The 13,243-nt window shown below is 33.2% G+C and carries 10 protein-coding genes; 3 read left to right on the top strand and 7 right to left on the bottom strand.

Annotation, left to right across the window (positions count from 1 at the left end; all coding sequences use genetic code 11):
- The first annotated feature begins 6 nt into the window (after positions 1-6).
- Positions 7-2,187 carry a T9SS type A sorting domain-containing protein gene (locus GBH57_RS06250; protein WP_151673219.1) on the top strand — a complete coding sequence of 727 codons (2,181 nt, stop codon included), beginning with the start codon at positions 7-9 and terminating at the stop codon, positions 2,185-2,187.
- Between the two features lie 68 nt (positions 2,188-2,255).
- On the opposite strand, the gene GBH57_RS06255 is transcribed toward GBH57_RS06250, so the two are convergent.
- The 3 genes from GBH57_RS06255 to GBH57_RS06265 form a co-directional block, all read right to left on the bottom strand.
- A complete protein-coding gene (locus GBH57_RS06255) occupies positions 2,256-3,362 on the bottom strand; it encodes an MBL fold metallo-hydrolase (protein WP_151673220.1) in 1,107 nt (368 codons plus the stop codon).
- A 147-nt stretch (positions 3,363-3,509) separates the two neighbouring features.
- A complete protein-coding gene (locus GBH57_RS06260; protein ID WP_151673221.1) occupies positions 3,510-4,553 on the bottom strand; it encodes an endonuclease in 1,044 nt (347 codons plus the stop codon).
- Positions 4,543-5,769 (bottom strand): RsmB/NOP family class I SAM-dependent RNA methyltransferase, encoded by a 1,227-nt coding sequence (locus tag GBH57_RS06265; RefSeq protein WP_151673222.1) that lies wholly within the window; start codon positions 5,767-5,769, stop codon positions 4,543-4,545. The genes GBH57_RS06260 and GBH57_RS06265 overlap by 11 nt, the downstream gene beginning before the upstream one ends.
- Positions 5,770-5,931: 162 nt before the next feature.
- On the opposite strand from GBH57_RS06265, the gene GBH57_RS06270 reads away from it, so the two are divergent.
- Complete coding sequence (locus tag GBH57_RS06270; protein WP_151673223.1) at positions 5,932-6,975, top strand: WD40/YVTN/BNR-like repeat-containing protein; 1,044 nt, start codon at positions 5,932-5,934, stop codon at positions 6,973-6,975.
- A gap of 419 nt (positions 6,976-7,394) precedes the next feature.
- Here the strand turns inward: GBH57_RS06270 and GBH57_RS06275 are convergent, their stop codons facing one another.
- The 4 genes from GBH57_RS06275 to GBH57_RS06290 form a co-directional block, all read right to left on the bottom strand.
- A complete protein-coding gene (locus GBH57_RS06275) occupies positions 7,395-9,218 on the bottom strand; it encodes an ABC transporter ATP-binding protein (RefSeq protein WP_151673224.1) in 1,824 nt (607 codons plus the stop codon).
- Between the two features lie 107 nt (positions 9,219-9,325).
- Positions 9,326-11,038, bottom strand: coding sequence for a phospho-sugar mutase (locus GBH57_RS06280; RefSeq protein WP_151673225.1), 1,713 nt, complete (start codon positions 11,036-11,038; stop codon positions 9,326-9,328).
- 107 nt (positions 11,039-11,145) lie between these two features.
- Positions 11,146-12,090 (bottom strand): glycosyltransferase family 2 protein, encoded by a 945-nt coding sequence (locus tag GBH57_RS06285; RefSeq protein WP_151673226.1) that lies wholly within the window; start codon positions 12,088-12,090, stop codon positions 11,146-11,148.
- 3 nt (positions 12,091-12,093) lie between these two features.
- Entirely contained in the window at positions 12,094-12,636 is a 543-nt protein-coding gene (locus GBH57_RS06290; RefSeq protein WP_151673227.1) for a DUF4199 domain-containing protein, read from the bottom strand.
- Between the two features lie 214 nt (positions 12,637-12,850).
- Between GBH57_RS06290 and GBH57_RS06295 the strand changes: the two genes are divergently transcribed.
- Complete coding sequence (locus GBH57_RS06295) at positions 12,851-13,132, top strand: type B 50S ribosomal protein L31 (protein WP_151673228.1); 282 nt, start codon at positions 12,851-12,853, stop codon at positions 13,130-13,132.
- Positions 13,133-13,243 lie beyond the last annotated feature (111 nt).

The following is a 13,243-nucleotide window of genomic DNA, read 5'->3' on the forward strand; positions in this document are numbered from 1 at the left end:
AATACTATGAAATTAAGTACTCTTGTTATTGCAGTAACTGCATTAACATCTTTTTCAGCGATGGCTCAGGATACTGTAGGCCCACAAGTTGTATCGACTGGAGAATTCTTAGGGAAAACAATTCCTTTACGTGATATGCCAGACATATATGAAATGCAAGAAGCTGGTTATGAAAATATAAGAGAGATTAAACAGCGTTTTGACCCAACTCAAGCAGATGCAGTTATAAATCCAAATGCACTTCCATTAAATGGAGATGATTTAGTGAGACAAAGTGAGCAAGGTACTCGACAAGTAATGACTACCATGCAAAATTTTGAAGGTGCTTCATTAGCAGAAGGTCAAGCAGTACCACCAGATCCTTCAGGAGCTGTAGGACCTAACCATTATGTTCATGCTGTAAATTTAGTTGTGAAAATATTTGACAAAACAGGAACTTTATTATCTGGACCTACGTTTTTAGGAACGTTTTTAGGTTCTGGAAACAACAATGGAGATCCTATTGTAATGTATGATCAATTAGCAGATCGCTTTTTTGTAAGTCAGTTTAGAACTTCAGATAATGCATTAATTATAGGTGTTTCTGAAACTCCAGATCCAACGGGATCATATAACTTATACTCTTATTCATTAGATGCTTTCCCTGATTACCCACATTACAGTATTTGGCCTGATGCTTATTTTTTAACAGCGAATAAATTTAACGGTAATACTACCTATGCAATTGATAGACAAGGTATGATTAATGGTGATGCTAATCCTGCAATTATTGGTTTTAATCTTCCCCAAGTAGTTAGAAATCCAGCAACGGTTTTTAGCCCAGAACCTGCTAACTTAGTAGGAACTGATTTTGATGCAGGAACACCTGGATATATCGTTTATTTACAAGATGACCAATGGGGTGGAGTAAGTTTCGACCATTTAAAAGTTTGGGAAATTGATGTTGATTTTGATACACCAGCAAATTCTACAATTTCAGCAAACCCATTAGAGATTCCTACAGCTCCTTTTGATTCTTTTATTAGACCATTTGGACAAGGAGATATTGAACAACCTAATACTACTAGACGTGTTGATGCACAAAGTGGTATTATTAGCTATGCGGCAAATTACCGTAAATTTCCAACTCATAACTCTTGGGTAATTACAATGAATACAGATTTAGGAAACTTTACTCCTGGAATTCGCTGGATAGAACTACGTAATGATGCAACAAATGATTGGTCAATTTTTCAAGAAGGAACATTTGCTCCTGCTGATGGTGAAAAGCGTTTTATGAGTAGTGCAGCAATGGATATTGATGGAAATATTGGTATGGCTTACAATTTAGGAAGTGAAAATACACCAGTAGCTATTAAATTTACAGGGCGTTTTGATGGAGACCCTCTTGGTGAAATGACCTTCCCTGAAAGTACAATTTGGAATGGAACTGGATGGCAAGCTAATACAAATAGATTTGGTGATTATGCACATATGACTATGGACCCTGATGGACTTACATTTTGGCATACTACTGAATATTTTCAAGGTGTAAACAACTGGAGAACTCGTATTGCCTCTTTTAGATTAAATACAGGTTTATTGGCTGATGTAGGTGTATCTAGTTTTGTAACTCCTACTACTGGAGATCTAGGTAATGCTGAAACTGTAACTGTAAACGTATACAATTTTGGTAACGACCCACAATCTAACTTTGATGTTCAATTAAGTGTTGATGGAACTATTGTAGCTACTGAAACCTTTTCAGGAACATTAGCTCCATTTACTGGAGATACGTACACATTTACTCAAACAGTTGATTTATCTTCACCTCAAACAACCTATGATATTGAAGCAAGAACTTTATTAACAGGAGATCAAAATGCTCCTAATGACCCTTTTTCAATTGAGGTAAATAATACATTACTTTCAACTAATGATGTTGAATTTAATAGTGGTGAATTTAATATTCTACCAATAGGATCTAAGCAATATGATTTAGATTTTAATACGCCTAGAGATTTTGGAGATATTAACTATACTGTTTATAATACTATAGGACAAAAAGTAACTGCTGGTAACCTTGAAAATAGAGGTAATGAGTATGTTGCAAGAATGGATATGTCAGCTGCAGTTGCAGGGGTGTATTTTGTTGTAGTATCAAACGGAGAGTTTCAAGCTACTAAAAGAGTTATTGTAAATAAATAATAACACTAGTTTATATTAAAAAGCGTCTTGATGAAAATCAAGACGCTTTTATTGTTTATAGTAATTGATTAAAGGTTATCCCACCAATTAATAGAGGTATTTATAGCATCTTTTACTCTAATTTCTTCACCTATTGTTGGTGTAATAACTTCAATGTTTAACTGGGCTGCTTCAACTTTAACTCTAACAACAGGATCTGTCCATTCGTGTAATGCTAATTTGAATCCACCCCAATGGATAGGCATAATTTTTTTAGCTTTTAAATCGACCCCAGCTTGTGCTGTTTCTTCGGGCATCATATGTATATCTGCCCACATTTCATTGTATTGCCCACATTCCATAAGCGCTAAATCAAATGGGCCGTATTTGTTTCCTATTTCAGTAAAATGTGATGCATAACCACTATCTCCACTAAAGTAAATGTTCTCTTCATTAGATTGAATTACCCAAGAACTCCACAATGTACTTTGCCCATTATTTAATTTTCTTCCAGAAAAATGTTGAGCAGGAGTACACACTAGTTTTAAAGAATCTAATTGTGTTTCTTGCCACCAATCAAGTTCGGTTATTTTGCTTTCTGAAACATTCCAAGCTTTTAAATGTTCGCCCACACCAAGTGGAACATAGAAATGATTTGTTTTATCTTTTATTTTTAAAACAGATTGATAATCTAGATGATCGTAATGATCGTGAGAAAAAATCACTGCATCAACTTGCGGTAATTTTTCTATTGCTAAAGGAAACTCTTGATTAAAACGATTTCCGCCAAGAAGTGGGTGAGGTGCAGCTACTTTACCAAACATAGGGTCTAAAAGTATGTTTTTTCCTTGAATTTGTAATAAAAATGAAGAATGACCAAACCAAATCATTCTTGCTTCACCTTTATAGTTAGCTACATTTGTAGAGTCAATTTTGGTTACTTTTAAGTCTTTTTTTGGTCTGCCGTTTGGAACTTTGGTTGTGAAAAATGTGTAAGCTAATTTTGTAGTTTCTGAAAAGCTTAACTCCTTTGGGACGGGGTTAATATTAGTAAACTTTCCGTCTTTAAATTGTTTAGAATCTTTATATATTAGTTGTTGTTGTTTAGAAACATCACCACCAAAACTTGGGTAAAAGTTAGTAAAAGCGAAATAAGCTAATATTAATACTCCGATTATTGTTATTGCTATTATCATTATTCTCTTTAATATTTTTTTGATCATTATGTTAATATTGAATCATTATTGAAGCTTAGTTAACAGCTATCTATACGTTTGGATAAATTGTAGATATAAAAAAAGCGCTCTTTTTAAGGAGCGCTAAATTTATAGATAATAACTAGATTATTTTACAATAACTTGTCTTGTAATTTTTTTACCATTATTATTAACTTGTAATAAATAAATACCAGAGTTTAATGAGGAAATATCTAAAGTTGTAGTAATAGTACTAAGTTTAAAAGTCATTACTTCAGTGCCGGTTACTGTGTAGATTACACCTTCAGCATCATTTAAAGCTGTAGTAGTTGTTAGTGATAATTGAGTATTTGCTGGATTAGGATAAACTATGAACGCATTAGTAGAGTGCTCATTTACTGAGAATAAATTCCATCTGTCTTCTGCTGGTTCACCTCCCCAAATAACAGTTGCTAAATATGGATTGTCAATAAAAGGATTTCGGTTCCCGTACGCATTTTCTAAGTATGCATTACGTTGATCTTCAAAAGGAGTAACTGGATCTTCAATGTTCCATTCTAAGTAAAGTTGCAACATATCATTTCCGCTTTGCGTAGCGCCTATACCATTTAACGATGGCAAACATCTATCTCCATAACGTGTGTACATATACATCATTATTCTTGCAACATCTCCTTTCCATTCGTCTCCAGGGTACCAATTTCCACTTCCTACATTCCCAGCATTTCCAGAACCATCATCAAATTTTTTGTTACCACGATTTCCGTTCATTTGTTGATCGCTTGGACGTAAGTTATGAGGGTCTGCAGTAATTCCTGTTGAACTGTTACTTGCTGATCCCATTTCAGGATTAGCATTACTTCGTGCAAATGTATGCTCACGATTGTATTCGCAACTAGTTCCTCCAAAATCATCTTTATCTCTACTGCGTTGCGTTAAGCAACTGCTATTATCGTATCCATAAATTAATAATACATTGTTTGAATTTGAAGGATCTTCATCTGTAAATTTTACAGTATCACGAACATCTCCATAGGTAAATGTATTGTTGTTAATGTCAATTTTGTTTTGAAGTTCTACATATAATGCTTGACCAGTTAAAGAAAGATCAACATCATTGTAATATGGTTGTTGAGCAACTGCATTAAAGGATAATAAAACTGCTAATAAAGCAAATAGATTATTTTTCATCTGTAGATGGGTTTTTCTTTAATAATGCCATATAAAAACCATCAAATCCTGATGCAGATGGTAATATGATTTCTTCTTTTACGAACGTAAAGTTTTTTCCTTCCTCACGAGCCAAAAACTTTTTAACTTGTTTTTGGTTTTCACTAGGTAAAATAGAGCACGTAGCGTATACTAAATCTCCTTCTGGTTTCACCATGCGAGAATACGAGTCTAATAATTCGGCTTGTTTTTGTATTATAGTTTCTAGGAAATCTGGATTCATTTTCCATTTGCTATCTGGATTACGTTTTAAGACACCTAGACCTGTACAAGGAGAATCGATTAATACCTTATCAGCTTTTTCAATTAATTTTTTAATAACCTTAGTTGAATCTATTAAACGTGTTTCAATATTATGAATACCATTTCGACGTGCACGGCGTTTAAGCTCTGTTAATTTATTATTGTAAATATCCATTGCAATAACATTCCCTTTATTCCCCATCAATGAGGCAATATGTAATGTTTTACCACCAGCACCAGCACAAGCATCAATTACACGCATTCCTGGTTTAGGATCTAATAAAGCTGCTACTTTTTGAGAAGAGGCATCTTGTACTTCAAACCAACCATTTTTAAAAGCATCAGACGTGAAAACATTAGCTCGTTCTCTTAAAACTAGTGCATAAGGATACCCTTTAATTGGGTCGGTTCCTATTTCTAAATCCGAAAGTTCATTTTTAACTTGCTCAACAGTAGCTTTTAATGGGTTAACTCTTAAAACAACATCAGCTTGTTGATTAAGTGCTGCAATTTCTTTGTCCCATTTTTTTCCTAATTCCTTAACTCCTAATTCATCTAACCAATCAGGAATAGATTCACGCATAACACGAACTTTGGAAAGTTCGTCAAACCGTCCTTTAATTCTACGTGTAGGTGTGTTTTCAAATTGTGGCCATTCTGGTATTTTGATACCTTTTAATGTTGCCCAAACGGTAAACATTCTAAATAGGTTTGGTCTAGAAAAAGGTTCTTTAACCTCTGCTATTTCAGCGTATAAACGTTTCCATCGTACCATATCATATGTAGTTTCAGCTACAAATCCACGGTCACGTGATCCCCATCGCTTGTCGCGTTTAAGGGTGTTTTTTAATACTTTATCTGCTTGCTTATCTTCATTGAATATTTCGTGAAGAGAATCTATAGTTGCAAAAACTAAATTACGGTGTAATCTCATAATGGGTATTTAGCCTATTAAAATTAGGCGGCTACAAAGGTATCATTTTAAGCCCAAAACCTTTTGTTTACTTTTGCTAAAATTATATATCTAATTGAGTATTATATTTTGTGATAAAACGGGCTATAAGGAACAAACAAATTAAAAATTAAGAATTTCAGAATGAAAAAATATTTTCTTACACTTTTTGCCGCATTATTATTGATATCCTGCGGAAATGATACAACATCTACATTTACTTCGGTTGAAATAACACCTATTTTTTCTGATAGTTTAAGCGTTCGTGCAATAGCGCCACAAGATGCTACTAAAGTATGGTTTGCTGCAAATAAAGGTATTGTAGGTTTAATTGATGGTAAGACCCCTAAAGTTGCAACTATCAAATATGGGGACAGTATTCTCAATTTTAGAGCAATAGCTAAATCTGGGAATAATGTATTTGTTTTGAGTATAGAAAACCCTGCTGTTTTGTATAAAATTAAGTCTAATGGAATAGAAGCTGAAAGTATGGAGGAGGTTTATACGGAAGAGGGTGAAGGTGTTTTTTATGATGCAATTACTTTTTGGAATGAAAAAGAAGGTATTGCGATGGGTGACCCAATTAATGGATGTCTATCAATAATTATAACACGTGACGGTGGGAATACGTGGAATAAAATTTCTTGTGAAAATTTACCGCCAGTCTTTAAGGGTGAAGCAGCATTTGCAGCTAGTAACACTAATATTGCGGTGAAAGGAGATAAAGCTTGGATTGCAACAGGAGGGAAGCGTGCTAGAATTTTTTATACGGCTGATAAAGGTGAAAATTGGGAGGTTTTTAATACACCAATAATTCAAGGTGATGTTATGACGGGAATTTATAGTGTTGATTTTTATAATGAGGAGATAGGAGTTATTGTAGGAGGAAATTGGGAAAAACAAGATTTTAATGAGGGTAATAAAGCAATAACACGTGATGGTGGTAAAACTTGGCAATTATTAAGTAATGGCAGTGGACCAGGCTATCGTTCTTGCATTAAGTTTATTCCTGGAACTAAAGGTAAGGGATTAATTGCTGTGGGTTCACCAGGAATATCATATAGTAATGATCAAGGTAACACGTGGACAGAACTCTCTACTGATGGGTTTTACACAGTATCGTTTGTGAATGATTCACTTGCTTTTGCTAGTGGGAGATATAAGATTTCAAAGCTCTTGTTTCGTTAATTAATAGATTAAGCGTTATTTAATACGATTAAATGTAAGATTTGTTTGTTTGTAGGAATTTTCTTTATATATTTGCTTCAGGTTAATTCTTGAACTTTTATATATGCCTCAAACATTTTAAAAGATTCAGTAATGACGGGACTAAGCGGGGGCTATCCCGTCATTTTTTTTGTTTTAATAAGTCAGATTATTTGTAAGAAAAAAAATACATTTTAGCTATTGTTTAACTGATATTGTCGATTAAAAGTAGTAATTAAAGTTTAAAAGCATTTTTATTTGCTTGTTTTGATATTTGCTGCTATATTTGATATAGACATAAAGTATATAATGTTATAAATGCCCTAAGTTTATAGCATTAAACCAAAAAAGAACGGAGTCCCAACCGTTCTTTTTTTTGTATAATATTTTCTGATAAAATTTTACGCTAAACTCTGCATTTCTACAAGATTGTAGTAAGATCCTTTTTTATCAATAAGTTCTGCATGTGTACCTTGCTCAATAATTTGTCCTTTACTTAAAACAATAATACTATCTGCGGACTGTATTGTGGAAAGGCGGTGTGCTATGACAATAGAAGTTCTATTTTTCATCATATTTTCTAAAGCATCTTGAACTAAGCGTTCGCTTTCAGTATCTAAGGCAGAAGTAGCTTCGTCTAAAATCATTAAAGGTGGATTTTTCAATACAGCTCTTGCAATACTTAAACGTTGTTTTTGTCCACCACTCAATTTATTTCCACTATCACCTATATTTGTTTCAATTCCTTTAGGTAAATCTTTCACAAATTCCCAAGCATTAGCGATTTTCAATGCATCGATCATTTCGGCTTCGCTTGCATCTATTTTTCCTATTTTAAGGTTTTCCTTAATAGTGTCATTAAATAGAATAGAATCTTGTGTTACTAAGCCCATTAAGCCACGCAGTGATTTCTGTGTCATATTTTTAATGTCTATTCCGTCAATACTTATTGTTCCTTTATTTACGTCATAAAAACGCGTTACAAGGTTAGCAATAGTACTTTTTCCACTTCCGCTTTGTCCCACAAGTGCTACGGTAGAACCTTTAGGAACTTGTAAGTTAAAATCTTTTAATACCCATTCATCTTCATATTTAAACGAAATATTATTGATGAACATTTCTTCTTTAAAATCAGATTTAGTGATGGCATCCGGTGCATCTTTAATTGCAGATTCAGTTTCTAATATTTCAAGAACACGTTCCGCAGCTGCGTTTCCTCTTTTAATACTAGAATTTGCTTTACTTATTGCTTTAGCAGGAGTCAAAATCTGGTAGGCGAGTGCCATATATACCAAAAAGGCTTCAGGTTCTAGCGATTTTTCAACGAGCACCATTTGGCCACCGTACCATAGTAATGTAGCAATTGTAACAATTCCTAAAAACTCACTGGCTGGTGAGGCTAAGTTTTGTCTATTTAATAGAATATTAGCAGATTTAAATAAGCGCCCCGTAGACTCTCTAAATTTTCCGCTAAATATTTTTTCAGCATTAAAACCTTTGATAATTTTTAATCCTCCTAAGGTTTCTTCTAAAATAGAAAGAAATACACCTTGTTCTTGTTGAACTTTATCACTGTGCTTTTTTAAACTTTTACTTATAACTGAAATTATTATTCCAGAAACTGGAATAAAAATAAATACAAACAAAGTAAGCTTGGCACTAATAAGTAACATTGCGCCAATGGCAAACAATATCATTAATGGCTCACGTACAATTAGTTCTAAAATAGATAAAAATGAATGTTGAATTTCTTGTACATCATTTGTTATTCTAGCAATAGTATCACCTTTTCTCTTTTCAGAATAAAATGAAACAGGTAGGTCTATTGTCTTGTCATAAAGGTCATTGCGTAAATCCTTTAACACCCCATTTCTTAGGAAGGTGATGAAAAACATAGCTAAATAACCAAAAAGGTTTTTAAGTAAAAAAGTAGCAACTACAAGTATTACCATAAAAATAAGTACATCATCAACACCTTCAATTTCTTTTTGTGTCACAAAGTAATTTAAATATTGTTCAGCATAATCTTTAGCATTTGTAATTCCGGTCCATTTTGGTTCTACAAAAAGTTTTTCAGTATCGCCAAATAGTACTGAGAGCATTGGGAATAGCGATACCATCGCTAAAGTCCCAAAAAGAGCGTAAAATATATTTGATACTACGTTTAGCCAAGCATATGTTTTGTAAGGTGCTGCGTATCGTAGTATTTTTCTAAATGATGTCATTTCTTTTTATATTTAATTCTATTAGAAACACTGTTCTAGTAGAATTCGGAATTTTATTTTTGAGATGTTAATACCTCAATAATATACTTAAAGTAGATGTATAGGTGTTATCCTAGTTGCAAATCTGCTTTTAATCCAGCAATTTTATGTTGCATTTGTAGTTCCGAAATTTTCTGGGTTCCAGAAATACTGATGTAAAATTTTATTTTTGGTTCAGTCCCACTCGGTCTTGCTGCAATTTTACTTCCGTCTTCTGTATAATAAATTAGCACATTGCTTTTTGGAACTCTTAACGTTTCAGTAGTGTTATTTACGGTATTAATAGCAGTGCTGTTTGCGTAATCTTCAATTCGCGTAACGTTGCTTCCAGCAATAGTTTTCAATGGTTTATTTCGTAATGTATCCATTACTTGCTGTATTTCTTCAGCTCCTTTTTTACCTTTCTTGACTATTGAGATAAGGTGTTCTAAATAATAGCCTACTTGCTTATAAATGCCGTCTAGGTAATTAAAAAGTGTTTTGTTTTCAGCTTTCTGTTGTGCTGCAATTTCGCAAGTGAGTAGGGTAGCAGTAACTGCATCTTTATCTCTTACAAAATCGCCAACCATAAATCCAAAACTTTCTTCTCCACCTCCTATAAATTCTTGCTCAGGGAAGTCTTTTACCATTTTAGCAATCCATTTGAAGCCTGTTAAACCTTCTTTATAATCAACATTAAAATGTGATGCGATTTTGGCAATCATAGGAGTAGAAACAATTGTAGAAGCTACAAATTGATTTCCATTGAGTTTTCCTTGCTTTTTCCATTGCTCTAAAAGAAAGTACGTTTTTATAGCCATTGCTTGATTTCCATTGATTATGGTCATCTTGTTAGCGGTGTTTTTTACTGCAATACCTAATCTATCACTATCAGGATCTGTACCTATAACGATATCTGCATCTAGTTTTTCAGCCAACTCAATAGCCATTTTTAATGCTTCTGGCTCTTCTGGGTTTGGTGATTTAACTGTTGGGAAATCTCCGTCAGGTTTAGCTTGTTCTTCTACAATATGTACATTCGTGTATCCAGCTTCTTTTAAAACACGAGGAATCATTGTAATTGATGTTCCGTGTAGCGAGGTGAAGACTATTTTTAAATTTTCTTTAGCAAATGTTGACGTATTAAAATTTCCGTTGAAAACTGAGGCAACCTCAAAAGCTTTATCTACCTCCTCGTCAATTAAACTTATTAATGAAGGGTTAGATTTAAAGTTAATCTCTTCGTATTTAAGGTTGTTAATAATTGCAATAATTTCACCATCTTGTGGTGGAACTAATTGTCCGCCGTCTTTCCAATATACTTTATAACCGTTGTATTCTGGTGGATTGTGCGATGCTGTAAGTACAATTCCGCATTGACAATCTAAGTGCTTTACAGCAAAACTTAATTCTGGAGTTGGTCTTAAATCTGAAAAGAGAAAAACCTCAATATCGTTAGCCGAAAATACATTTGCAACTACTTGTGCAAGTTCTTTACTGTTATGGCGGCAATCAAAAGCAATTGCAACTTTTAGTTTTTCATTTGGGAATGATTTTTTAAGGTAATTGCTTATTCCTTGTGTGTTTTTACCAAGTGTGTATTTATTAATTCGATTATCTCCAACACCCATTACACCTCTCATTCCACCAGTTCCAAATGCTAGATTTTTATAAAAACTATCTTCTAATCCTTCAGGATCATTTGCTATCATTTCTTTAATCTTAGCTTGAGTTTCTGAGTCGAAAGTAGGGGTTAACCAGTTGTTAACTTTTTCTAAAGTGTTGGGGTCTATGTGAATCATAATGTTGTTTAATGTTTGCAAAAATACTACGTTGAAATCAAATTTTATATCGAAATCCAATTTGATACCGTTTATGGGTACAAATGTGTATTTAGAATTGCTGCTTTTTACTTGATAATTTCAGCTATGCTGTAATCTTTTCGGTCTTTTTTTGAACGTAGAAATAGTTCGCCTAAAAAGCCAGCTAAAAAAAGTTGCGTACCTAATATCATGGAAGTTAGGGCAATATAGAATTGTGGCCTATCAGTAATTAATCGTCCTGTTTTGTGTATAAACAATTTATCTACTCCTAAATATATAGAGAAGAAAATACCTATAAAAAACATAATTGCTCCCCAAGCTCCAAATAGGTGCATAGGGCGTTTTCCAAACCCTGAAAGAAACCAAATAGTTATTAAGTCTAAAAAACCGCGAATAAATCGCTCAGCACCAAATTTAGTTGTACCGTATTTACGTGCTTGATGTTGTACTACTTTCTCGCCAATTTTAGAAAAACCAGCATTTTTAGCTAACACAGGAATATATCGATGCATTTCGCCAGTAACTTCTACTGTCTTAATTACCTTTTTATTGTAGGCTTTAAGTCCGCAATTAAAATCGTTTAATTGTACTCCACTTGTTTTTCTTGCTGCGTAGTTAAATAACTTTGAAGGAATGTTTTTTGCGATTTTAGAGTCGTAACGTACTTTTTTCCAACCTGAAACTAGGTCGAAACCATCTTCGGTTACCATTTTATACAAGTCTGGAATTTCATCAGGATTGTCTTGTAAATCTGCATCCATTGTAATAACAACGTTTCCTTGAGCCATTTCAAAGCCAGCATGTAATGCTTGAGATTTCCCAAAGTTATGCTGAAATTTTATCCCTTTTACATTTGTATCTTCCTTAGAAAGCGTTGTTATTATATTCCAAGAGGTATCTGTACTACCATCATCTATAAAAATAATTTCATATAAAAAACCATTGGATTGCATAACTTTTGCAATCCAATGGTATAATTCATTTAATGATTCCTCTTCGTTAAGAAGGGGTATGACAACAGATATGTCCATATATTATTCTATCGCGTTAGGGTCTTTTCTTTTGAAAATTAAAGCAATTAGTAACCCAATTACAGCTTGGAAAATAACTCCAAAAGCATAAGACTTTAATTGATTAGCTACAGAAAAGTTATTTACTCCTTCAAGATCAGCAAGTGCTTTTTCCATTTCAGCTTCTGGAGTTCCAAATCGTTCCATAAACTCTCTTGACATTTCAATTGTTTTCTCATTTAAGTAAGTAGCTAGATCTGGATCAACTACTGTAAAAATTAAAATTCCAACTACAGTGCTAATTGCTAATCCAACTGCAATAGTAATAAAATATGCACTGAAAGCTTGTTTAAATGACATATAACCACCTAAAAGCGATTTAGCTTTAGCAGTTGAAATGATACCCACAGCAATTACAATTACAAGTGTCAAAATCCCTATCCACCATTGCGTAAATAACTCTGTATTAATAACGTACATTAATACTGTGATTAATGATAAAATTCCTCCTAAAACTAATCCGTATTGTATTGATGTTTGTTTTGTTGAAACAGTTGAAGTTTCCATATTTTATATGATTTTGGTTCGCTTTGTTAGTAAACAAATGTAACAAAATGTTACAAATTAATTGATAGATTTGTCAACGGTGCAATTGAATAGTATTTCAGAAATAAAAGACTGAAAAAAAAAATAGAATAGTATTGTCATTTTATGAAATATAGTTATTTTTGCAAACGCATTTCTGAAAGGTCAGTTCTGCTATTTTAAAAAAGTAAAAAAGATGAAAAAAGGTATCCACCCTGAGAATTATAGATTAGTTGCTTTTAAAGACATGTCTAACGACGATGTATTTTTAACAAAGTCAACTGCAAACACGAAAGAGACAATTGAAGTTGATGGTGTTGAGTATCCAGTTGTAAAAATGGAAATCTCAAGAACTTCTCATCCATTCTACACAGGGAAATCTAAACTTATTGATACGGCTGGTCGTATTGACAAGTTCAAAAACAAATATGCTAAATTTAAGAAGCCTGCTGCAGCACCTGCTGAAGATAAGGAATAAACTTCTTGAGTTCGCTTTTAAAGCGGCATCACATATATTAGAGCCTTCGATTTTTAATCGAGGGCTTTATTTGTTTAGTATAACCATAAATTCAAAGTGATTGATAAATAA

The sequence above is a fragment of the Patiriisocius marinus genome, from assembly GCF_008974325.1.
GTDB classification, from domain to species: Bacteria; Bacteroidota; Bacteroidia; order Flavobacteriales; family Flavobacteriaceae; genus Patiriisocius; species Patiriisocius marinus.

Bases quoted from the DNA above. Each gene is read 5' to 3' on its own strand.
- GBH57_RS06295 (WP_151673228.1), top strand. From the start codon at position 12,851: ATGAAAAAAGGTATCCACCCTGAGAATTATAGATTAGTTGCTTTTAAA.
- GBH57_RS06285 (WP_151673226.1), bottom strand. From the start codon at position 12,090: ATGGACATATCTGTTGTCATACCCCTTCTTAACGAAGAGGAATCATTA.
- GBH57_RS06265 (WP_151673222.1), bottom strand. From the start codon at position 5,769: ATGAGATTACACCGTAATTTAGTTTTTGCAACTATAGATTCTCTTCAC.
- GBH57_RS06260 (WP_151673221.1), bottom strand. From the start codon at position 4,553: ATGAAAAATAATCTATTTGCTTTATTAGCAGTTTTATTATCCTTTAAT.
- GBH57_RS06270 (WP_151673223.1), top strand. From the start codon at position 5,932: ATGAAAAAATATTTTCTTACACTTTTTGCCGCATTATTATTGATATCC.
- GBH57_RS06280 (WP_151673225.1), bottom strand. From the start codon at position 11,038: ATGATTCACATAGACCCCAACACTTTAGAAAAAGTTAACAACTGGTTA.
- GBH57_RS06250 (WP_151673219.1), top strand. From the start codon at position 7: ATGAAATTAAGTACTCTTGTTATTGCAGTAACTGCATTAACATCTTTT.
- GBH57_RS06290 (WP_151673227.1), bottom strand. From the start codon at position 12,636: ATGGAAACTTCAACTGTTTCAACAAAACAAACATCAATACAATACGGA.
- GBH57_RS06255 (WP_151673220.1), bottom strand. From the start codon at position 3,362: ATGATAATAGCAATAACAATAATCGGAGTATTAATATTAGCTTATTTC.
- GBH57_RS06275 (WP_151673224.1), bottom strand. From the start codon at position 9,218: ATGACATCATTTAGAAAAATACTACGATACGCAGCACCTTACAAAACA.